The following is a 19,598-nucleotide window of genomic DNA, read 5'->3' on the forward strand; positions in this document are numbered from 1 at the left end:
CGCAGCCGGCTGATCTGCAGCTTGGTTGCAGGGCCCTTGCCCGCCCACCCGCGCGGGACAAGCCGCAAGTACGTCCTTGTAGGCGCTTAGGCGGCATCCATGCCGCGTAAGAGCCCGCGCCGGTTGGCGGGCAAGGGCCAGTCGAGAGGGTCGGTGTGCGTGGTTGCGGGCAGTACGCGCGGCGCGACTGTCCGATGCGGTCATGCTCGGCTCCTGTCGATCCGAGCAATGGCATTGCCATTGCCGACATCGCTCCAGTGTCCAACAAAGGCGAGTGCGACCATCACGTTGTCGCCATCGATAAAGGCGTTCGAGAGGTTTTGTTAGCCCCCCCAAGTCGCTCTACTGACCGCGAGCCTCAGCCCGCAGCAGCATTCAACGAAGGCGTCTTGCTGACCATCAGCTGCGGCCAGCGCTTGAGCACGGCGGCACGGATACCGGCCTGATCGATGCCAGCGTCGGCCAGCAGGTCTTCGCGGCTGGCGTGGTGCTGGAAGCTGTCGGGCAGGCCCAGGTGCAGTATCGGCATGGTGATCGCTTCGGCATTGAGCAGCTCTGCCACACCCGAACCTGCGCCACCGGCGACGACGTTGTCTTCGATGGTGACGAAGCCTTCGTGGCTCTTGGCCAGCTCCAGCAGCATGACTTTGTCGAGCGGTTTGACGAAGCGCATGTTGACCACGGTCAGGCCGAGTTCGCGCCCGACCGCTTCTGCCGCATCCACGCTCGCACCGAAGCCCAGCAGGGCGATGCGTGCGCCGCTGTGACGCAGCTGCGCCTTGCCGATCGGCAACGTGGTGAGCGATATGTCGAGCGCACTGCCTGGGCCTGTGCCACGCGGGTAGCGCACAGCTGCCGGGCCTTCGTAGCGCACGCCAGTGGTCAGCATCTGGCGGCACTCGGCTTCGTCGGCCGGCGCCATCACCACCATGTGCGGCACGCAGCGCAGGAAGCTCAGATCCAGATTGCCGGCATGGGTGGCGCCATCCGGGCCGACCACGCCGCCGCGGTCGATCGCGAACAGCACGTCGAGCTTCTGCACCGCCACGTCGTGCACCAGCTGGTCGTAGCCGCGCTGCAGGAAGGTGGAGTAGATCGCCACCACCGGTTTTGCGCCCTGGGTCGCCATGCCGGCGGCCAGGGTTACCGCATGTTGCTCCGCAATCGCCACGTCGAAATAACGCTGCGGATATTCCTTGCTGAAACGCACCAGGCCCGAGCCTTCGCGCATCGCCGGGGTGATCACCAACAGCGTCGGCTCGGCGGCGGCCATGTCGCAGACCCAGTCGCTGAAGACATCGGTATAGGTCGGCTTCTTGGCGCCGGCCTTGGCAATCAGCCCTTTGCTCGGATCGAACGGACCCACCGCGTGGTAACCGATCTGGTCGCCTTCGGCCAGCTCGTAGCCCTTGCCCTTGGTGGTGATGACGTGCAGCAACTGCGGGCCCTTGAGCGTCTGCAAAGTCTTCAGTGCGCCAACCAGGCTGGGCAGGTCGTGGCCGTCGATCGGGCCGGTGTAGTGGAAGCCCATTTCCTCGAACAGCGTGGAGGGCACGAACATGCCTTTCCAGTGTTCTTCCCAGCGCCGCACGAAGCGCGCGGTGGGGTTGTTCTTCTTGTCGCCGAGGATCTTCTTGCCGCCCTCGCGGATCGCGTTGAGCGTGCGGCTGCCGCTGGCACGGCCCAGCATCTTGGTCAGCCCGCCGACCGCTTCGGAGATCGACATGCGGTTGTCGTTGAGGATCACCAGCAGGTTCGGTTCCGGGTCCATGCCGCCTGCGTGGTTGAGCGCCTCGTAGACCATGCCGGCAGTCATCGCGCCGTCGCCGATCACCGCCACGACCTTGCGCTCGTCGCCGTTGCGCTGCGCGGCGATCGCCATGCCGAGCGCGGCCGAGATCGAGGTCGACGAATGGCCGACGCCGAAGGTGTCGTAGATGCTTTCTTCGCGCTTGGGAAACGGCGCCACGCCGTCCTTCTGCTTGACCGTGTGGATCTGGTCGCGACGGCCGGTGAGGATCTTGTGCGGGTAGGTCTGATGGCCCACGTCCCACACCAGCTGATCGACCGGGGTCTGATACAGGTAGTGCAGGGCGACGGTGAGTTCGATCACACCCAGGCCCGCCGCGAAGTGCCCGCCGCTCTTGCCCACCGACTCGATGAGGTAGGAACGCAGTTCTTCGGCGATCGCCGTGAGGTCGGCCTCGTCGAAGCGACGCAGATCGTCGGGGGTCTGGATGCGCGACAGGCGCGGATAGCGGGTGGAATCGATCATCATCGTGTCAATGTTCTGAAGCCATATTGTCCTCCCCATGCGAAGGCCCGGCAAGCAAACCGGTTCAGCTGTCAGCGGGAAGTGATGGCTGCGCTCGCCGCCATTGCTTGCGGGCGCATTGTACGCCTGCGCATGCGGCAATCTGCCGCACCCGGTTGGACGCGCAGATGCATGCTGGGCGCGCGAATGCCAGACGCTGGGAGTTCGTGACTGGAACGACAGTGTGCTGGTCAGCGGGCAGGATGGATGCCCGGCTTTGCGTGTGCCCATTACTGCGTCATCGCTCAGGCGTGGACCCAGGTCCACTTAGTCGCTCTTGTTGAGCCCGAACACCTGCAAGCCCGTGCGATCTGCGCGGGGATGGATGACACGCGCTACAGCGACAGCTTGGAGCGCTTGGGCAACTGCGCGCGCAGGAACGCCATCTGATCGGAGAGGATATTGCGGTTGGAGAGGATCAGATGTTCGATCCAGCTCGGGCGATACGGCACCGCCAGCAGCGGCATATGCGCCTGCTGTGGCGTGCGGTTGGCCTTGCGCGAGTTGCACTGGAAGCACGCAGTGACCACGTTCTCCCAGGTATCGCGACCGCCCTTGGACACCGGCATGACATGGTCGCGGGTCAGTTGCGGGCGGCTGAAGTGCTGGCCGCAATACAGGCACAGCTGCGCATCGCGTGCGAACAACGCGGTGTTGCTGAGCGTGGGGGTCGGGTCCAGTGCGCGCGAGCGTGCGTGACCACGCGCGGCGATGATGGGATGCAATTCCAGCACGCTGCGCTCGCCGGTCAGCCGCGAGATGCCGCCATGGATTTGCATGCACGGTTCGCCCAGCGTCCAGGAGACCGCGCCGCGTGCGTACAGACAGGCGGCGTCTTGCCAGTTGATCCAGTCCAGCACCCGGCCGTGCGCATCGAGCGAGAGTAGGCGCAATGCGGGAAGTTGCTGAAACGCAGCGACAGAGCTGCCCGCGACCGGGGCATCGAAGCCGCCGGGGACGATCACACCACGTGCGTGAGTGTCTGTCTCCATCGGGAAAACAGCTTATACCCGATCGTTGACAGTTTGTGTATCGCAGCGATCAGCCTTCGCCGAACAGCTCCGCTTCCAGCGTCATCAAGGGGGCGGCGCCACTGCGGATGGTGGCGGCATGGGTCAGCGTGCGTGGCAGCACGCGCGCGAAGTAGAAGCGTGCGGTCTCGCGCTTGGCGCGCTTGAAGTCCTCGCTGTGCGCGGAGGCATCGGCAGCGGCCACGCTGCGCGCCCACCAGTAGGCCAGCACCACGTAGCCGGAATAGAACAGATAGTCGTAGCTGGCGGCGCCGAGTTCGTCGGGGTTGCGGGCGGCGCGATCGAGCACGTCGCGGGTCAGCATCGCCCACTCGCTGGCTTTGTCGCGCAGCGGCTTGATGAACTCGGCCAGCGCCGCGTTGCCTTGCTGCGCATTGGCGAAGGTTTCCACATCGGCCAGGAACAGCTTCAAGCCCGCAGCCTGGCTGGCGGCGGTCTTGCGGCCGATCAGGTCCAGCGCCTGGATGCCGGTGGTGCCTTCGTAGATGGTGGTGATGCGGGCGTCGCGGGCCAGTTGCTCCATGCCGTATTCGCGGATGTAGCCATGGCCGCCAAAACACTGCAGCGCGTGGTAGGTGTTCTCGATCGACCACTCGGTCTGGCAGGCCTTGGAGATCGGGGTGAGGAAGCTCACCAGCGTCTCGGCATCGGCGCGTTCCTGTTCGGTGGCGCCGTGGTGGCTGATGTCGACCAGGCTGGCCGCGTGCAGCGCCAGCAGGCGGCTGCCTTCGGTCAGCGACTTGATGGTCAGCAGCATGCGGCGCACGTCCGGGTGCACGATGATCGGGTCGGCCGGCTTGTCGGGGAACTTGGCACCGCTGAGCGCGCGCGATTGCAGGCGCTCGCGGCTGTAACGCAGCGCATTTTGATACGCGCGCTCGGACAGGCCGATGCCCTGCAGCCCCACGCTCAGGCGCGCGGTATTCATCATCGTAAACATCGCCTGCAAGCCCTTGTGCGGCTGGCCGACCAGATACCCCTGTGCGCCTTCGAAATTCATCACGCAGGTCACCGAGCCCTTGATGCCCATCTTGTGCTCAATCGAGCCGCAATGCAGCGCGTTGCGCTCGCCCACGGTGCCGTCGCGGTCCACCTTGAACTTGGGAGTGACGAACAGTGAGATGCCTTTTGCGCCGGCCGGTGCATCGGGCAGTTTGGCCAGTACCAGATGCACGATGTTGTCGGTGAGGTCGTGCTCGCCGGCGGTGATGAAGATCTTGGTGCCGGTGATGGCGTAGCTGCCGTCGGCGTTGGGCTCGGCGCGGGTCTTGAGCAGGCCCAGGTCGGTGCCGCAATGTGGCTCGGTCAGGCACATGGTGCCGGTCCAGCGGCCGTCGATCAGCGGCTTGAGAAAGACGTCCTGCTGCCAGGTTTCGCCGTGCTGGCGCAGCGCCTCCATCGCGCCGTGCGAGAGCAGCGGGAAGTTGCCCCAGGCCAGGTTGGCAGCGTTGATCATCTCGCTCAACGGCACGCCCAGCGTATGCGGCATGCCTTGACCACCGAACTGCGTCTCGGCGGTGAGCCCGTTCCAGCCGCCTTCCACGAACTGGTTGTACGCCGCGCGGAAGCCGGGCGGGGTGGTCACCGCATGGGTGCTCTTGTCGAACGCGCAGCCGATCTCGTCGCCGATGCTGTTGAGCGGCGCCAGCACCTGCGAGGTGAAGCGACCGGCTTCTTCGAGCACGGCGTCGATGATGTCGGTGCTGGCATCGGTGTAACCGAGCCGGGCGAACAGGGCTTGCGCACCGAGTACGTCGTGCAGGGCGAAGCGGAAATCGGTCAGCGGGGCGGTGTAGCTGCTCATGCGGAGTCCTTCAAACGAGTGCGGGAAGGCGTGCGCGTCAGCGCAGCACGCCGTTGAGGCCGGGGGCCGGGCTGAGCGTATTGCGCGACTCGACGGTGAAATCGCGCTGCTTCTTGTCCTGCGGGGTCGCCCATACCGTGCCCTTGAGCGTGTACGGCAGCGAGCGCCCGCTGGCGAGCACGTCGGCGACGGTGAGGCGGCCCAGCGAGGTCGGCTGCAGGGTGACAGTCACCACGTCGGCGGTCTCCGGGCCGATCGAAATACCCACGGCCTGGTCGAGCTTGCCGGCCAGCTGGTCGCCGGCGGAGATCTCCAGCGCCACGCGCTCGAACTGCATCGGGATGCTGCTGTAGTTCTGCAGCCGCAGGTCCACCGACCAGGCGCCATCCGGGCGCACGGTCAGCTGCTGGATGCGGGCGGCCGGCTCGGAGACGCGGCGCACCGCACCGCCGCAGGCGCTCAGCAACAGGGCGCAGGTCAGCGACACAATCACAAGGCGATAGGCACGACGCATGTACTCGGATCCTTGGCTGGGTAAGGCGGCACCAAGAATACTACGCAGTACGGTTGCTGCCTTGCTGCGGCAACGGGGACTGAGGGCGGGCGGTCAGGGCACTGCACTCACAGCAATGGCGCCGCCACGATCAGCGGCGACAGGTCGTAGCCCATCTGCGTGGCCTGGCGCTTGAGTTGCTCGAGCTGCGCGCGCTGCATCTGTGGCGAGCGCGACAGGATCCACAGGTACTTGCGGTCCGGCTCGCCGACCACCGCCCATTGGTAGTCTGGATCGAGCGCGATCACCCAATAGTCGGCCCACACCAGCGGCAGCCAGCTCAGCCATTCCGGAGCGAAGCGCACCTGCAACTGGCCGGTTTGCCCGACTACCGGCCGCGCCACACCGTCGGCCCGGGTCAGCGCGCCATCGGCGGTGCGGCAGCCGTTGCGCACGCCGATCAAGCCATCGTCGCGCAAGGTGTAGCTGGCGGTGATATCGCTGCGGCACTTCTTCTGGAACGACACCGGCAGGTGCGCGATCTCGTGCCACTGCCCGGCGTAGCGGGAGATGTCCAGCTGCGGCACCGCGCGTATCGGCTGTTGGGCAACAGCGGTCAGTGGCAGCAGCAAAGCGAACGACAGCAGCAGGCGGGGCAGGCGCATGACAATCTCCTCGGGACGCGCGCAGGCTAGGCCATGCCACCCGCCGCGCGGCGTGAACCGGCGCAATAAACCCGGCTGCCGGCACCGGCCCGCAACAAAGTTGCGCGCAAGGCTTGCCCAAACTGCGCCTGCTCGCTATGATGCGCGTCCTCGCAACGCAGGCATCGCGTTGCAGGTAGTGGCCGAGTAGCTCAGTTGGTAGAGCAGGGGATTGAAAATCCCCGTGTCGGCGGTTCGATTCCGTCCTCGGCCACCATTTCTAAGCGTTGCAGCGCGGGCATTTCGCCCCTTCTAACCGCTGCTGATCCAACAGCCTTCCAATAGATTTGATCCGATTTTGCACCAGTTGCCAAAGTCGGTAAACGTGCTGCGTCGATCGCCAAATGTTCCGGCGACAAGTGAGCGTAGCGCAAGACGGATTGGTACGAGCGCCAGCCGCCCAACTCCATGAGCGAGCGCAGCGACGTGCCGGCCATGACATGCCAGCTTGCCCATGTGTGTCGCAGGTCGTGCCAACGCAGTGGCGCGATGCGTGCACGGCGCTGGGCGGCCTTGAAACCGTGGTTGTTGCCGCGGTCGTACGGCTCGCCTTCGTCGTTCGGAAACACCCATCGCGGGTGCTTGCCCTTTTGCGTTGCCAACACGGCCATGGCCTGGTCGTTGAGCGGTGAGCCGATCGCGCGCTTCGCCTTGACCTGGGTGCCGGCGACCCATGCCACCTTGCGGCGCAGATCGATCCGGCTCCATTCCAGACGCAACACATTCTGCTCGCGCCAACCGGTCGCCAGCGCAAACAAGTAGGGCGCCCGCAGATGCTCGGCTAGTTCGTCGTGTAGCCGCTCGGCCTCCCTGACGGTGAGCCAGCGATAGTCCTCTTTTGCCTTCCCGTTCTCTTGCAGGCGCATCGCAGGGACATGGTCGAGCCATCCCCAGCTGTGCGCCGCGCGCAGGATCGAGCGGACCAGTGCAAGCATCTTCTCAGCGGTGCAGCGGGAGGTTGTGCGCTCATCCTTGCGTCCAGCGCGCTTCACACGCGGCTCGGCCATCCGGAGGACCAGCAACTCCGCAAGGAGGTCCGAGTCGATCTCACCCAGCGTTTTCTCGCGCAGATGTGAGTCCAGCCAGCGAAGGTTATGCAGGTCCTTGCCGAGGCTGCGCTTGGCCTGCTTGTCGGCCAGCCAGCGTGGCACGGCTTCGACCCAGCGGCGCTGTGGTTTCTCGCCTAGGCGGCTCGTGCGGTACGTTTCCGCGTGGAGCTTTGACGCCCACTCGGTTGCGAGCGTCCGGTCGGCAGTCCCAGTGCTTCGAAATACGCGTTGTCCGCTTGGGTCGGTGTAGCGGATGTACCAGGTGTTTTTCTTGCCGCGAGGGACGAGGGTGTAGGGGCTTCTTGCCATGGTTCACCGGATAGGTAGGCGTCGAGCGCCGCCTTGTGGAATCTCCATCGGCCGCCGAGTTTGCGACCAGGTGGATGCTTGCGTGTCTTCATCATTCCGCGCAGGGTGACTGGGTGAAGCTGTAGGTAGTCAGCGGCCTGCGGGAGCGTCATGACCTCGATGACTTCGGCTTCAACCATGTGCCTTCTCCGCGTGAGCAGGACAGCCGCCGGCGGCGCAGCAACTGCGCACCTCGGTAAGGGTTGGCGCCGGTTGTGCGAATGAGAACGCCGCCGCGAGCAATGCCAGCGCCAGGCCGTCAGCAAATAGCTCGGGCGTGCTGCCGGGACTTGTGTTCCAGCCGAAGTAGCTGGTCTCCAGTCCCCACCAGTAGAGAGCAATGAGGGCGATAGGTATGTTGAGCTTGCGCATCACAACTGCACCTCTCCTGCCTGCTTGATGTGCTCTTGGATGTAATCGATCACCTCCTGAGTGTTCCCGAAGTACTCGATCTCTCCGTCCAGCTCAGGACCGAATTCAACTTCCCATTGCGGCATCATTTCGCCGGGCGTTGCTGTCCAGCTGTAATGCGCGGACACAACGGTCAGGCCTGCGCGCTTCGCGGCACGGGGAATGTCTCGCTTGCTCACGCATCACCTCCCGCCGCGGGAACCGATGTGGCACAGTCGGTTTTGGAACTCATGCAAGAAAGGAAGACAAAATGTTTTGCCCGCTCTCGCTTGATCATGGAAATACTGCCGACTGGGCTGCGGTCATTGTTGCAATATTGGTCGGCATATCGGTTTGGCGACTGAGCGTTGCCGCGAATCGCACTTCCGAAGCCGCCCATCGAAGTGATGTGTTTCTGCGGTCCGAAGAAGGGCGCCTGCTTAGTTACTACCTTTTCCACGAAGTGGCTGCTGCCGCTCGCAGCTTCAGGACGATGGCAGATCAACTGGGCAGCCCCGGCATTGCAGAAAGCTTGTCCTCTAGTCAATACAGAGCCAGGTACTTGACCCTTTTTCGACGTGAAAGAACGCCCACGATTGAAGCGCACTTTTCGCGATTGTTTGTCCTTGAACCGGTGATCTCTAAACATCTGAGCATGGGGATTGGACTTGGAACTCAGTTTCGAAACCTCGCGAACTTTGTGCCGGACAGCCCTGACACTGCTGAATTCGAAAAAAAAGCTATTGAAGGGATGTTTACGGTTTGCAACCTTGCTGCGAGGGCCTTTGAGGCTGCGGAGCATGGTCTGAAAGAAGTTCTGAAGATGGACACAAAGTCCTCTCACGAATGATCCGTCATGCTTTAAGTGGAAGCGAAATGACATTAAAAGCACTTTGGTCTCAAGAAACTGGGGGTTGAAGGCACGGCGAAACAGGTGGTTGCGCAGGATCGAGCTGGCCGTGTAGGCGGCGGTGTTCCCTAAAGCCTTGCTGGCGGTGCCCGAATAGCCGAAGACGGCCAAGGTGGGAAGAGTGACCGCCCACGAGAGGACGAAGCGGATTGCGGTGCTGAAGTTCGCTCCGGAGAGCCGCTGGAGCTTTGACTGGCTCATGCGGCCACCTGCAACGGTAGCGGTTTCGTGTCGAGGTTTGCCCGTGCCACCGCGACTAGCGGCGGCGGGCTGACGCTGTTGCCGCACATGCGCACCGCGGCGCTGGTGCTGATGGCGCGGCCATCGGCGGTGCGCTGGATCTGGTAGCTGGCCGGGAAGCCTTGCGCGCGGAACAGCTCGTGCGGCTTGAGCATGCGCAAGCCGATGTCGACGATCACGTAGGGCGTGCCCTGGATTACCACCGTGACCAGGGCCATGCGATCGCGCGTGGTCGCGGTGTCCAGCGGTTCGCGCAGGTCCACGGCAATGCCGCTGCCGTAGTACTTCACCAGGAACGCAGCGACCTGCAGCGCGCCGGCTTGCTGCTCGGCGCTGAGTTTGCACTCGACCACGCCGTGATGCACCGCGCCGGCGCACACCGTGCCCAGCGGCTTTGCTGCATCCTGGCCGTGTGCGCTCTTGCGCATTGTCACCAAGTGCGTGGTTGCGAGCTGCTGCTGGCTGCCGGTCGCGGTGATGGTGCTCATCGGCTCGCGCGCGTCACGGCCGCCGCCTTCGTAGAAGCCTCCGTTCGCCTGCTCGAGGAATGCGCAAGCGACCGCCTGGCCGCCGCTACCGCTGGCAGTGACGGTGCCCATCGGTGTGCGGGCATCCTTGCTGCCCGAGCCCCAACGCTGGGCGGCGCCAGGTCGTCCTTCACCGTGGCCGGCCTGCACCATGATCGGTGCCACCAGGGCATGCTTCACGCCGCCGGCGACGACGGTGCCGAGGGGCTGTTGCAGATCCAGTGCGCGCGGCGCCTGGCCAGCGCGCTCTTCGTAGCCGGTCTGCACGAGCGTTGGCGCGACCAGACCCAGCGCATGCGCGGCACCTGCGGGACGCTTGGCGCCGCCGCCAGCGGTGATTGTTGGCACCGGCTCTGTGACGGCGCGTCCGCCGCTGTCGCCACGGAACTTCGCCAGCACGGGGGCTACTGCCGAGAAGTGCCGGCCCTTCACCCCGGCGCAGATCGTGCGCAGTGGCTCATCTGCACGCATGCTGCCGATGGTGTGGCTGCTGTTCGCATGCTCAGCAATGAAGGGCGCGAGCTCTGGCGCGCCCAGCATCAGCTCGCCGCGGTTTGCGGCGGTGATCGTCGGCAGCGGCACCTGCACGTCGTTGACCCGGTCCGAGCCCTGGTGCGTGGCCGGCACGATGAAAGGATCGGCCGACTGCAGCACGTGGCGCATGACTCCCTTGGCGATGCGGCGCAGGGTGGCATCCGCCAGCGGGCGCTTGCGGGTGAAGATCGACGGGCAGGGAATGGAGAAGTCCAGGCAGTCGGCGGCGCGCACGCGCGGCTGCAGGCCGGGCGCAGTGCCGTGCGTCGGCGCCGGCCAAACGATCGGCTCGCCGTCGCGCCGCGCCAGCAGGAAGAGCCGCTCGTGGCTGGTGCCGGCGCCGAAGTCGCTAGCGGTCAGCTTGCGCCACTCCACGCGATAACCCTTGGATTCCAGTGCGTCCACAAACTGGCGCCAGGTGCGCCCGCTGCGTCGCTTGTCCGGCACCAGCTGCTGATTCGCCACCGGCACCTGCTCGCCGCGCGCAGCCACGCGGTTGACCATACGCCCGGTAGCTGGGTCCATCACCAGATCGAGCGTGATCACGCGGCCGGTGATCTTGCAGCGCTTGGCCACCAGCGGACCCCAGGTGAGGATCTGCCACACGTTCTCCAGCGACAGGATGCGCGGCGCGGTATTGGTGTCGTTGCGCTCGTCGGCACGGCGCAGTTGGCCGACCCACTTCAGCACTACCCACGACAAGGCGCGCGTCTTGCGGCTGCGCGGCTGGCCGCCCTTGGCCTGGCTGAAGTGCGTGCAGTCTGGCGATGCATGGAACCAGCCCACGGGCCGGCCTGCGACGTCCTTGCGCGGGTCCGCATGCCAGATATCTTCGCGGTGGTGGGTCGTCAGCGGGTGGTTGGCCGCGTGCATGCCGATCGCCCACTCGTCGTGGTTGTAGGCCAGGGCCGGATCGACGCCGAGCGCCTGCTTCAGCGCCTCACTGGCGCCGCCGCCGCCGGCGAACAGGTCGACCACGATCTCGCCCGCGCGCAGGCACGAGACCTGCGGAGCGGGGAAGTTGAAGGCGTGAGAGCCGTCAGCCACCCCGAGCCTCCCGATGCGCTTCGTCGCGCAGCTGCTGCAGCGCCGGTAGGTGGGTGAGGCGAATCGGCTCATCGTTGGCGGCCGCGTCGCGCGCTCGGCTCAGAGCCCAATCCAGCGCGGCGAGCTTGTCGCTCGGGTGGAGATTGGTCATGGCAGAATCGGTTCCTGACTCAGGGGGATGACATGGAAATGTTGAAGTGGGCGTTTGTGCGCTGTTGGCCGCTCAGCCCGTCTTGCGAGGTCAATTGGGATGCTTGGGCGGCGATTGGCACGCTGTCCGCAGTGGTAGTGGCGCTCGCTTTTGGGTTTTTGAGCCAACGAGCGGCGGTTCGAGTAGCCAGAGGACGGAGGGCAGTTGCGATCCATATCGCACGAGCTCAGGCCAAAACGCTGTTCGACAATATCGAGACGCTTGCCGCCAATCCTGGCGTTGCAGGGAACTTCTGGGATCAGCGCATCGTTGGATTGGTCTTGCACTGCGCAGCTACTGTTGCCGGCACCTGTGCTGAGCTGGAGAAATTTATGCTCGACCTCGATGAGCGAAGAATTGAGCTCCTGGCCCCTCTCGTTTCTGAGTGTCGAACTATCGCAAACGAGATTTATGATCTCAGTAGGCACGACTCCCTGACTCAGGTAGGTCTGGCGGATTACTCGACCCGGGACACGCATCGCAGAGCACTGAAGGTTCTGGACCAGGAGGTTGAGGTGATGACCGTGCTCGATGGAACCGCGACTCTCAATCGAATGCGGCTCCCGCGGTCGCCGAGGGTTGGCGAATAGCCTGGCTGTCATGCGGTAACTCCCATGGCGGCCAGATCGATCTCGTCCACGCGGTCGCGCAGCTTCCGTCGCGCGTTGCGCAGGCGCAGCGCGATGTAGGCGTGCGGTTCGGCGTAGGTGAATTGCTGCAGAGCGGGGAAGTTGAAGGTGCGATCCGCCAGCCACCGCGAGCGTCTCGCTGCGCAGCTCCTGCGGGGCGGGCACGTGCGTCAGCCGCATCAGCACGTCGCTATCGGCCGATTCAAGCGCATGGTTGAGCGTCCAGTCCAGCGGGGCTGGCATGTCGTTCGGATGCATATCGGTCATGGCAGAATCGCCTAACAAACAAATGGGGGATCGATGAACATCAGTTGGGGGCGCCGCTGGGCGGCTTATCTGCTCCGACCTGTGTTTCTGGGTACGCTTTGCTTCGGTGTCGGGGCCCTGTTCGCCACGAGCTTGCTTGTGCCCACGATGTGGTCTGAGAAAGCCGCGGGATGGGCATCCGCGATATCGACTTTCCTCGCCGTGGTGGCGGCATTGGTCATCGCTGATCGACAGGTCGAGGTAGCAAGGGAGGCTGCTGCTGCTGAGCGCACCTCGGCGATCGAGCTGCAGCAAACCGAGCGTGCTGAAAGTTCGCGTCGTGATCTTCAGCGAGCTGTCCGACTGGCGCATGCTTTCGCGCGCGAGCTTGGTTACGCGCGCAGGGAGCTTGCCATCAAGCTTGTTAACTGGACACCGGCTCGGATGACCAATCCCACGCCGGCTGAGCTTGATGGCTTTGTAATGGACAGGCCGCTTCCCGATCTCTCGATGCTGACCTCTTTCTCCAGCGAGCTCGAAGGCTTCGCAGACGACGATGCGTTTGCGATTCTTTCCGTTCTGGCAACCTGGAACTTCTACAATCGTCCACCCGGCCTTGAGCGTGCTGAGATCAATGCGATGGGGCCTGTTTCGCGTGGCAAGATGGCCGCAGCTAGATGTCGGTTTGGTCTCGAACTCTTCGAGTTGATGGGTGAATTGATTAACAAGCTCTATTCTTATTACGAGTCCCACGCCGCGATTAGCGGCAGGTTTGTCGAGGATTTGCCACCAGGGGTTAGCGCGGAGCTTTCCGCCTTGAAGTTCGCATTGACCCGTCACGACAAGTGACCCCTACCGACCATGTCGATCTCGTCCCTGCGATTCTGAGACTGTTGATTCACGCGGAGTAGCCGTTGCGCACCAGGGTTCTGCTTAGTCTTTGCAGTGCGCCCCTTCTCGCATGTCTCGCGTTGGTCGTTAGCTGTCAGGACCAGTGACTCATCCTGATGACGGGCGTTTGCAATCCACGCATCGTTGACCTCACGCCGCGACAGACTCTTGCGCACTGGCGTGGCACCCAGCTTCTGCACTTTGCCGCCGCGCTTGGCGAAGGCCTTGAGGTCGTTGGCCAGGTTGGCGCGTTCGCGGTCTTTGTGCCGGACGGTGGAGAGGGCGAAGGCGCTCATTGCGCACCTGCCTTGCCACGCGCAGCGGGTTCGTCGCGCAGCAGCTGCTCGGCGTAGGCGATACCGCGCGGGTTGAGGGTGATGACGTTCGGGAATTGCGGGTCGTCGAACTGCACCAGGCCGGCTTCGTCTAGCCAGTTGATGCAGCGGCGGGTGAACGCCTGGGTCTGCACGGGGCCGCTGGTTTGTACTTGTGCGGGCACGGCGGCAAAGCCGCCGCGGGTGCGGCGCAGGGTGCGGCCCTGGGCGCCGTAGGCCGCCTTGAGCGAGGCCTGTGCTTTGGGTTGTAGATGCATGGTGACCTCGATCAGGCGGCGGGGACGGCGGAGTAAAGCTGGAAAAGCGGCCTCCTACTCAAGCGTTCCATGGGCGGGATGTCGCGCTTCTGATCCGCATGACACAATCGCTGTGGGTTGACGTATTGGGGAGTGAGCTGATGGGCCGACAAAGGCTGCCGCCCTACGTCGTTTTGCTTTGCGGCGAATTCTTGATTGCTTGCCTTGGCATAGCCGCCGTGCAACTCGGATGGCTCAATGGCGTCAGCGAGTGCTGGTGGCTGAGCAGAAGTTGCATGGTCAATTGGGATGCTTGGTCTGCTGTTGGAACTCTTGCTGCGGTAGTTGTCGCTCTGCATGTCGCCCAGCGGCAGACAGCAAAGGACGCCATGGATCGCAAGTCCCGTGCAAGGTGGGTTGCAATGAATCTGCGAGGAGTACTCGGCGAATGGCTTGGACGCACTCGAAATTGCGTGAATTGCGATGACCCGTGCCTGTTCTTTAAATTGGACGACGACGAGGCGCATGATCCGACGATCGTTCCTAGCGCTCTGCTGGCGATGCATGGACAACTTCACGAGCTCGGTGAGGATGCAGCGCCGATTTCCGATGCAATCTGGATCGCGAATGAGCTCCAATTGATGCCTATTCGGCAAGCGCTTGACGGAAGCATTGCTGACGGCGCTGAGTCGGAGAAAATCGTTCGCCGGTTCAGGTGGGGGCTTATCTCGTTGCATCGACATTTGAACGACGCCGGGGCGCGTGCCGACAAGATTGCGGGAGTCTCCCCAATAGATCGGGATCCGAGAACTTTCGGCGACTAAATATTGTTCGAGTTGCTTGTCGCACGTCCACCGGGTGTCTCTTTGCTCTTGCGGATATGGTGCGGGGAATTTTTTGGTGCCTTGGACCCGGGCACCGTAGGCTGCCTTGAGCGCGGCTTTTGCTTTGGGTTGTAGCTGCATGGTTACCTCGATCAGGCGGCGTGGGCCGCGTGCGCCAGCTGGGCAAACAGCTGCTCGCGCGCACGGCTCAGGTGGGACAACGGGATGCGGTGCTGGCCGGTGGGTTCGGTCCAGCGGCTCTCGGTGAGCGCGCGGCTGGTGCTTGGCGCGGTGGCCTTGCCGCAGCGGCAGCACTCGATGTGGAACGTGGTCGGCGCCGGGCCGCCGATGCGGTAGCGGTGCGGTGCGCCATGTGTGGTAACCAGCTGCGGGCGGTGGCCCGGCTGGCACTGCGGAACGGTGGAAGGCAGCGGCATAGCTTCCTGGCGCATGTCAGTCCTCCGCCTGCGCCAGCCGAACGTGGGGGAGGGTGGGCGATTGCTCGCTATCCACCACGTGCGTTGCGCCGGCGCTGCGATGCGCCGCGCCGCCTGCTGCGGGGACGACCACGATTCGGGTGCGCCTGATCTGTGAGCAGACCAATGCCAACGTCAGCTTCCGTCGCGTGAAGCTTGAGGCGGGCGCGGTCTCGACGTTGTACACGGACGAGAATGCGGTCAACACGATGGCCTCCGCGACGCAGGCGCTGGAAGCGCGGATGACGGTCAACGAGAACGGAGTCGCGAGCTACTTCGCTTCCTACACCTGGGCGCTGGACGTGAACAAGAAAGTGGTCGGCATGCGCTCAGTCAATGATGGCGTGCTAGGCAAGATCACCTTCTCTGCTGACGTGGTGGAAATCATCGGAGCTACACCGGGAGGTGGTCGCAACGAGTTCGTCGGCGGGAAGTTCTACGCCTATGCGCCCAACGGCCGCCGTGTGGTGGCACTCGGTTATGGAGTGACATGACCAACGTCCTGATCATCAACGACGCCGACACGGGCGTCGTGCTGCTGCAGATCACCGATCAAGCCGACTCTGATCTGCTGACACAGCACATGGGCGCTGTCGCGATCGCGAGCGGCAGCAATGGCTCCGTGCCGGTACCGGTCACCGGAAGCGCCAACCAGTTGTACTACTGGTTCGTAGCCGACACTGGCGCAGGCAACAGCCTGCTGCCGTACGTCAGCGATGACGGCAACACGATCAGATGGTCGTCGCCGGCGGCGAACTTCGGTGCGCGAGCCGGCGGCACTCTGTTCTATGGGAGGTTCTGATGGCCTATGCAATCTTCGAAGCCGGCCCGAATCGGGTCGTGATCTCCGAGACGTGGAAGAACTTGGCGAAGGCGTCCACGCAGACGATCACTCCGGCCGGTAGTGGCGTCTTGAAGACGTGGAGCCTGACGGTCACCGGCACCAATCCAGTTCTTGCGTTTCTGGGTGAGAACAATGCCACGCTTGCAACGCGAACCCAGAGCGGGAACAGCTTCACTTTCACCGGTTTCACCACCAGCGGCAGCTTCACTGCCATGGTCTTCGACTATCCGAACTTCGGGCGGCGAGACTACTTGGTGGTCACCAACCCCGACACCGATGAGGTGCATTTCGACGCAACCCTCAAGTACATGAAGGTGCGTGGGCTGCTGTAGGGTAATGCCAATCAGGGTGGCTCGATCACCTTGCCTGCAGGTCGGACGTACGCTGCGCTGGCCGGCTCCACCGGCAACATCATGCTCGCTATCGGCGGCCTCGTTGGCGGCGGCCCGCAATGGCAGGTGCAGCAGTTGTGGCGCAAGGGCGTAGTTAATATCAACGGCAATGTCGCGTCAATTGCCACCATTGATACCGCCCAGGATCTGCGCACAGGCACTAGCGGAACTCCCCAGCCGTCCCCCGGCAACTACGGCCAGGCGTGGGTGCGTTCCCCAATTCTAGATGTCACGGGTTATTAAATAACTCCGCACGCGTAGCGGGACGGATTCCCAGTGAATCCGCCCCGCGCGCCATTCATTACATGCCTGTGCCAACTACAAACTGCCAGTCCTTACTCTTGCCCAAAGTCTGGGCGGGAGTAGGGACGGCTAAGAGCAGAGTCTTGAATCCAGTGCTGCCGTCATAAACTAGGACTTCTGCATCCGCATTGCTAGTTCTTACAGCATAAAGGTCAAGCCTGCCGTCGTGATTATAATCGCCCATGTTAAAGGAATAAGCGTTGTCGTTCCCTGTAACGCCTAATCCAGTGGTTGCGTGAAGCTTATAGGTCTTAAAATCTGAAACGGACGTAAGTATGTGCACCTCTGTCGTATTCGATTGCCCCATCTTTGTTATGACGTAGAGGTCGGGTGATACGCCGTTCTCCCATCCTCCTAGCGCGAAATCGAAAGAGACATCATTTCCTGTGGAGGTTAATGCAGTCTCAAACTGGCCGTTGAAGCGCGTATAATTTGCTGCGCCGTCAAGGATGTGGATTTCTGTCTTGCCATTGCCCCCGTTTTTCTTGATAACATAGACGTCAGGTACGTTGTCGCGATCGCGGTCTGCAAGTAAGAACTTGTAATCAGATTCGGTGCCGGTCTCGTGAAGCGGAGTTGGCGTCTGTAGTAGAAAATTCTGAGGGTTTCGGCCGTCTATAACATGAACCTCTGTTGTGCCAGAGCCTGTATTGCTGCGACTAAAGACATAATAGTCTTCTGTGCCATCCCCGTTGAAATCCGCTGTTCCAAATATTTTCTTTTCATCTGTGCCGCCCAAGTACATTGGCAGCGGTATCTCGGTCTTCTTTGAGTAATCGGCATCCCACCACAGCTTGGTTATGGCAGTTGGGGCTGCTTTCTTGTTGAAGCCGTAAATGTGCGGGGGCTCCAGTCTCTGGTAAGAACACGTGCCAAATGCCATGGCGCTGAAGCCAAGGCTAGCTTGTCCACTGTTACTGTAGACATTGTAGTTATTGGCAACCCCGATGCCATCGTAAGTTGTTTTACAGTTGCGCTTTAGATTGGCCTCGGCAGCAGCCCGTGCTTGCACAGGTTGCTTTCCTGATCCTTCTCCGCTAATCCCCGTACTAAATCCCAATTTCGCATGGCAAATCGGGGCGATGAATAGAAGTGGCAGCAGCCACGCCTTACGTGTGAGTTCCATTTGCTCCATATCCTTTGGTTGGCGTTGTCGCCGAGACCAATCATATACGGAATGTTAATGTCTTTGGTTGTTGTTTTCACATGAAGTGGATCTCTGGCTGCATTAAATCTGAAATTATTTCTTTAAATTCAAGGGGGTTACATGGCTGCTATCACTGAAAAATCTAGCTTTGGTACTCGGACAAAGATAGTTGCGCCTCGCATCGAAATTAGATGGGACCCTGCCACCAACGACGGGCCGGTCGAGTTCCACCTCGAGCAGATGACCACCAAGCCACACCCCGATGGCTGGACGCAGACGCTGGAGCGCTTCTTCCTGCGCGTGCTCACGGTGCAGATCAGCGATCTGATCGGCCGCAGCTACGAGATCACCGCGCCCTCGACGACCGAGGCTGACCCACCGACCGGCACGGTCGTGGAGGTGCCGGGCGAAACGGTCACCGAGCCTGGCGTGCACCTGTTGCTGGGCATCAAGGCGGCTACCCGCGCCGCCTACGATGCAAACGTGGTGACGCCGGACCCGGATGCGGACCCGCTCGCGCAGCAGATCACGATCATCTGGAACCCGATCAACGACACCGGCACCGTCACGTTCCAAATCGAGGACCGCGGTACCGCCCTTGGCGTGCTGGCGGCGCCGATCGCCGATCTAGTAACGCCGGAGTACTCGATGCGTTACCCTGGCTCAGCAGAGGCTCAAGCACTTCAGGGCTGGAAGTTGATGGCGCTGATCAAGGCAGCCACCGACGCGGCCATTTCCGGCAGTTTGTTGGCTGCCGGTGTGCGTGGCGAAGTTTTCTAAATTTATGGGGCGCGAATGTGAGTGAATTCGAAGGGCACAGGCGGGCCCTACTAATAGAACGCCTTGAAAAAAGCGCGCCCGTATTGGCGCCGGTTATAGGATTCTCCAGTATTTATTTCTATGAGGCAGGGCGATTATTTTTCCTGAGGATTCCGCTGGATCTCATTGATCTTTCGGTAACTCGGTTAATTGCCGGTGGCGCGGTTCTAACCCTGATATCGACCGCCCTCTTCCTTGCGCTTTCGCAGGCTTCTGATTTTCTTTCATCTAAAGCAAAGTGGATTCGAATTCTGGGGTTGACGCTTTTGCTGGGTGTTATGATTTTTATGCCTGCAACTGTGTTGCTAAACCGCGTTGGAGGTTCGGCAACATGGGCGCTCTGTGCGCTTCTTCTTCCGCTTTTAACCGCAGGCGAAAGGCCGCGGCAGGATAACCATGATCATGGTTCGTTTTTCATTGCTCGGTTCTTTCCATTTATTTTTATAGTTTTGGTTATTTCAATTAATTTTTTTTCCGCTGGCTATATTGTCGAGGGCTCGCAACTTAAGCGCAATTGCATTAATCAGCCGGGTCCGGACCTTGTTGTTGAATTGCAATCAAATAGATTGCTGATCAAAGAGGTTAGTAAAAAGGGAGTGATTGTGCCGGGAATTGAAGTTCGGCCTGCGGATGAAAAATTTAGGCTAATTGAGTGTGTATCAAATATCCCGGTAGTGATATCCGTATTTAAATTGGCGGAAACGGAAGTGAATCGCATCGAAAGGGCGCGAAAGCAGTCGAGTGAGCCAGCAAAATGATGCAGCTCACGTGCCGTGTAAGTGATCGAATCGGCGCTCGATCAGGTTCTTCTGACAAATTTTTCAGTTGATATGTGAGATGAGTTCCGGCACTTTCCGATGCGCGCGAATTGGGGA

At 62.0% G+C, this 19,598-nt stretch carries 24 protein-coding genes, 1 tRNA gene and 1 pseudogene; 9 read left to right on the forward strand and 17 right to left on the reverse strand.

Going from position 1 to position 19,598, the window contains the following annotated elements; genetic code table 11:
* Nucleotides 1–358: 358 nt before the first annotated feature.
* From dxs to AC1KVG_RS12510, 5 genes are all read right to left on the reverse strand, one after another.
* A complete protein-coding gene (gene dxs, locus AC1KVG_RS12490; RefSeq protein WP_481094591.1) occupies nucleotides 359–2,275 on the reverse strand; it encodes a 1-deoxy-D-xylulose-5-phosphate synthase in 1,917 nt (638 codons plus the stop codon).
* Between the two features lie 374 nt (nucleotides 2,276–2,649).
* The gene (locus tag AC1KVG_RS12495) at nucleotides 2,650–3,306 is read right to left on the reverse strand and encodes an HNH endonuclease (RefSeq protein WP_023904381.1); all 657 of its coding nucleotides are present in this window, start codon (nucleotides 3,304–3,306) and stop codon (nucleotides 2,650–2,652) included.
* Between the two features lie 49 nt (nucleotides 3,307–3,355).
* Nucleotides 3,356–5,149 carry an acyl-CoA dehydrogenase C-terminal domain-containing protein gene (locus tag AC1KVG_RS12500; RefSeq protein WP_481094592.1) on the reverse strand — a complete coding sequence of 598 codons (1,794 nt, stop codon included), beginning with the start codon at nucleotides 5,147–5,149 and terminating at the stop codon, nucleotides 3,356–3,358.
* A 37-nt stretch (nucleotides 5,150–5,186) separates the two neighbouring features.
* Nucleotides 5,187–5,663, reverse strand: coding sequence for an LEA/WHy family protein (locus AC1KVG_RS12505; protein WP_023904379.1), 477 nt, complete (start codon nucleotides 5,661–5,663; stop codon nucleotides 5,187–5,189).
* 107 nt (nucleotides 5,664–5,770) lie between these two features.
* A complete protein-coding gene (locus AC1KVG_RS12510; protein ID WP_481094593.1) occupies nucleotides 5,771–6,307 on the reverse strand; it encodes a lipocalin family protein in 537 nt (178 codons plus the stop codon).
* 180 nt (nucleotides 6,308–6,487) lie between these two features.
* On the opposite strand from AC1KVG_RS12510, the gene AC1KVG_RS12515 reads away from it, so the two are divergent.
* A tRNA-Phe gene (locus tag AC1KVG_RS12515) sits at nucleotides 6,488–6,563 on the forward strand.
* Nucleotides 6,564–6,705: 142 nt separating this feature from the next.
* Here AC1KVG_RS12515 and AC1KVG_RS12520 read toward each other — a convergent pair.
* From AC1KVG_RS12520 to AC1KVG_RS12550, 7 genes and pseudogenes are all read right to left on the reverse strand, one after another.
* Nucleotides 6,706–7,353, reverse strand: a pseudogene (locus tag AC1KVG_RS12520) (tyrosine-type recombinase/integrase); the annotation flags it as partial.
* Nucleotides 7,354–7,529: 176 nt separating this feature from the next.
* The gene (locus tag AC1KVG_RS12525) at nucleotides 7,530–7,883 is read right to left on the reverse strand and encodes a helix-turn-helix domain-containing protein (protein WP_481094594.1); all 354 of its coding nucleotides are present in this window, start codon (nucleotides 7,881–7,883) and stop codon (nucleotides 7,530–7,532) included.
* On the reverse strand, nucleotides 7,876–8,115 hold the full coding sequence (locus tag AC1KVG_RS12530; protein WP_481094595.1) for a hypothetical protein: 240 nt from the start codon (nucleotides 8,113–8,115) through the stop codon (nucleotides 7,876–7,878). The genes AC1KVG_RS12525 and AC1KVG_RS12530 overlap by 8 nt, the downstream gene beginning before the upstream one ends.
* Complete coding sequence (locus tag AC1KVG_RS12535) at nucleotides 8,115–8,333, reverse strand: hypothetical protein (protein WP_481094596.1); 219 nt, start codon at nucleotides 8,331–8,333, stop codon at nucleotides 8,115–8,117. Before AC1KVG_RS12535 ends, AC1KVG_RS12530 begins: the two co-directional genes overlap by 1 nt.
* A complete protein-coding gene (locus tag AC1KVG_RS12540) occupies nucleotides 8,330–9,244 on the reverse strand; it encodes a DUF7220 family protein (protein WP_481094597.1) in 915 nt (304 codons plus the stop codon). Before AC1KVG_RS12540 ends, AC1KVG_RS12535 begins: the two co-directional genes overlap by 4 nt.
* The gene (locus tag AC1KVG_RS12545; RefSeq protein ID WP_481094598.1) at nucleotides 9,241–11,391 is read right to left on the reverse strand and encodes a DNA cytosine methyltransferase; all 2,151 of its coding nucleotides are present in this window, start codon (nucleotides 11,389–11,391) and stop codon (nucleotides 9,241–9,243) included. The genes AC1KVG_RS12540 and AC1KVG_RS12545 overlap by 4 nt, the downstream gene beginning before the upstream one ends.
* Entirely contained in the window at nucleotides 11,384–11,542 is a 159-nt protein-coding gene (locus AC1KVG_RS12550) for a hypothetical protein (protein WP_228419183.1), read from the reverse strand. The genes AC1KVG_RS12545 and AC1KVG_RS12550 overlap by 8 nt, the downstream gene beginning before the upstream one ends.
* A 32-nt stretch (nucleotides 11,543–11,574) precedes the next feature.
* On the opposite strand from AC1KVG_RS12550, the gene AC1KVG_RS12555 reads away from it, so the two are divergent.
* Entirely contained in the window at nucleotides 11,575–12,171 is a 597-nt protein-coding gene (locus AC1KVG_RS12555; protein WP_481094599.1) for a hypothetical protein, read from the forward strand.
* 339 nt (nucleotides 12,172–12,510) lie between these two features.
* Entirely contained in the window at nucleotides 12,511–13,305 is a 795-nt protein-coding gene (locus AC1KVG_RS12560; protein ID WP_481094600.1) for a hypothetical protein, read from the forward strand.
* On the opposite strand, the gene AC1KVG_RS12565 is transcribed toward AC1KVG_RS12560, so the two are convergent.
* Genes AC1KVG_RS12565 through AC1KVG_RS12580 form a run of 4 tightly spaced genes read right to left on the reverse strand, consistent with a single transcriptional unit; the run spans nucleotide 13,293 to nucleotide 15,194 of the window.
* A complete protein-coding gene (locus AC1KVG_RS12565; RefSeq protein ID WP_481094601.1) occupies nucleotides 13,293–13,643 on the reverse strand; it encodes a hypothetical protein in 351 nt (116 codons plus the stop codon). The genes AC1KVG_RS12560 and AC1KVG_RS12565 overlap by 13 nt on opposite strands.
* Nucleotides 13,640–13,939 (reverse strand): hypothetical protein, encoded by a 300-nt coding sequence (locus tag AC1KVG_RS12570; protein WP_481094602.1) that lies wholly within the window; start codon nucleotides 13,937–13,939, stop codon nucleotides 13,640–13,642. The genes AC1KVG_RS12565 and AC1KVG_RS12570 overlap by 4 nt, the downstream gene beginning before the upstream one ends.
* 11 nt (nucleotides 13,940–13,950) lie before the next feature.
* Nucleotides 13,951–14,883, reverse strand: a complete 933-nt coding sequence (locus tag AC1KVG_RS12575; protein ID WP_481094603.1) for a hypothetical protein — start codon at nucleotides 14,881–14,883, stop codon at nucleotides 13,951–13,953.
* Nucleotides 14,884–14,894: 11 nt separating this feature from the next.
* Complete coding sequence (locus tag AC1KVG_RS12580) at nucleotides 14,895–15,194, reverse strand: hypothetical protein (protein WP_104533725.1); 300 nt, start codon at nucleotides 15,192–15,194, stop codon at nucleotides 14,895–14,897.
* A gap of 125 nt (nucleotides 15,195–15,319) precedes the next feature.
* On the opposite strand from AC1KVG_RS12580, the gene AC1KVG_RS12585 reads away from it, so the two are divergent.
* From AC1KVG_RS12585 to AC1KVG_RS12600, 4 genes are all read left to right on the forward strand, one after another.
* The gene (locus tag AC1KVG_RS12585; RefSeq protein ID WP_481094604.1) at nucleotides 15,320–15,712 is read left to right on the forward strand and encodes a hypothetical protein; all 393 of its coding nucleotides are present in this window, start codon (nucleotides 15,320–15,322) and stop codon (nucleotides 15,710–15,712) included.
* Entirely contained in the window at nucleotides 15,709–16,020 is a 312-nt protein-coding gene (locus AC1KVG_RS12590) for a hypothetical protein (RefSeq protein WP_481094605.1), read from the forward strand. Before AC1KVG_RS12585 ends, AC1KVG_RS12590 begins: the two co-directional genes overlap by 4 nt.
* On the forward strand, nucleotides 16,020–16,394 hold the full coding sequence (locus AC1KVG_RS12595) for a hypothetical protein (RefSeq protein ID WP_481094606.1): 375 nt from the start codon (nucleotides 16,020–16,022) through the stop codon (nucleotides 16,392–16,394). Before AC1KVG_RS12590 ends, AC1KVG_RS12595 begins: the two co-directional genes overlap by 1 nt.
* A gap of 81 nt (nucleotides 16,395–16,475) precedes the next feature.
* Nucleotides 16,476–16,697, forward strand: a complete 222-nt coding sequence (locus tag AC1KVG_RS12600; RefSeq protein WP_481094607.1) for a hypothetical protein — start codon at nucleotides 16,476–16,478, stop codon at nucleotides 16,695–16,697.
* Nucleotides 16,698–16,755: 58 nt separating this feature from the next.
* Here the strand turns inward: AC1KVG_RS12600 and AC1KVG_RS12605 are convergent, their stop codons facing one another.
* Nucleotides 16,756–17,883, reverse strand: coding sequence for an FG-GAP repeat domain-containing protein (locus tag AC1KVG_RS12605; protein WP_481094608.1), 1,128 nt, complete (start codon nucleotides 17,881–17,883; stop codon nucleotides 16,756–16,758).
* Between the two features lie 141 nt (nucleotides 17,884–18,024).
* On the opposite strand from AC1KVG_RS12605, the gene AC1KVG_RS12610 reads away from it, so the two are divergent.
* Both AC1KVG_RS12610 and AC1KVG_RS12615 read left to right on the forward strand, forming a co-directional pair.
* Nucleotides 18,025–18,684, forward strand: coding sequence for a hypothetical protein (locus AC1KVG_RS12610; protein ID WP_481094609.1), 660 nt, complete (start codon nucleotides 18,025–18,027; stop codon nucleotides 18,682–18,684).
* A 17-nt stretch (nucleotides 18,685–18,701) separates the two neighbouring features.
* Nucleotides 18,702–19,481 (forward strand): hypothetical protein, encoded by a 780-nt coding sequence (locus AC1KVG_RS12615; protein ID WP_481094610.1) that lies wholly within the window; start codon nucleotides 18,702–18,704, stop codon nucleotides 19,479–19,481.
* Nucleotides 19,482–19,598: the final 117 nt, after the last annotated feature.

It is taken from the genome of Xanthomonas sp. NCPPB 3959 (assembly GCF_056675575.1).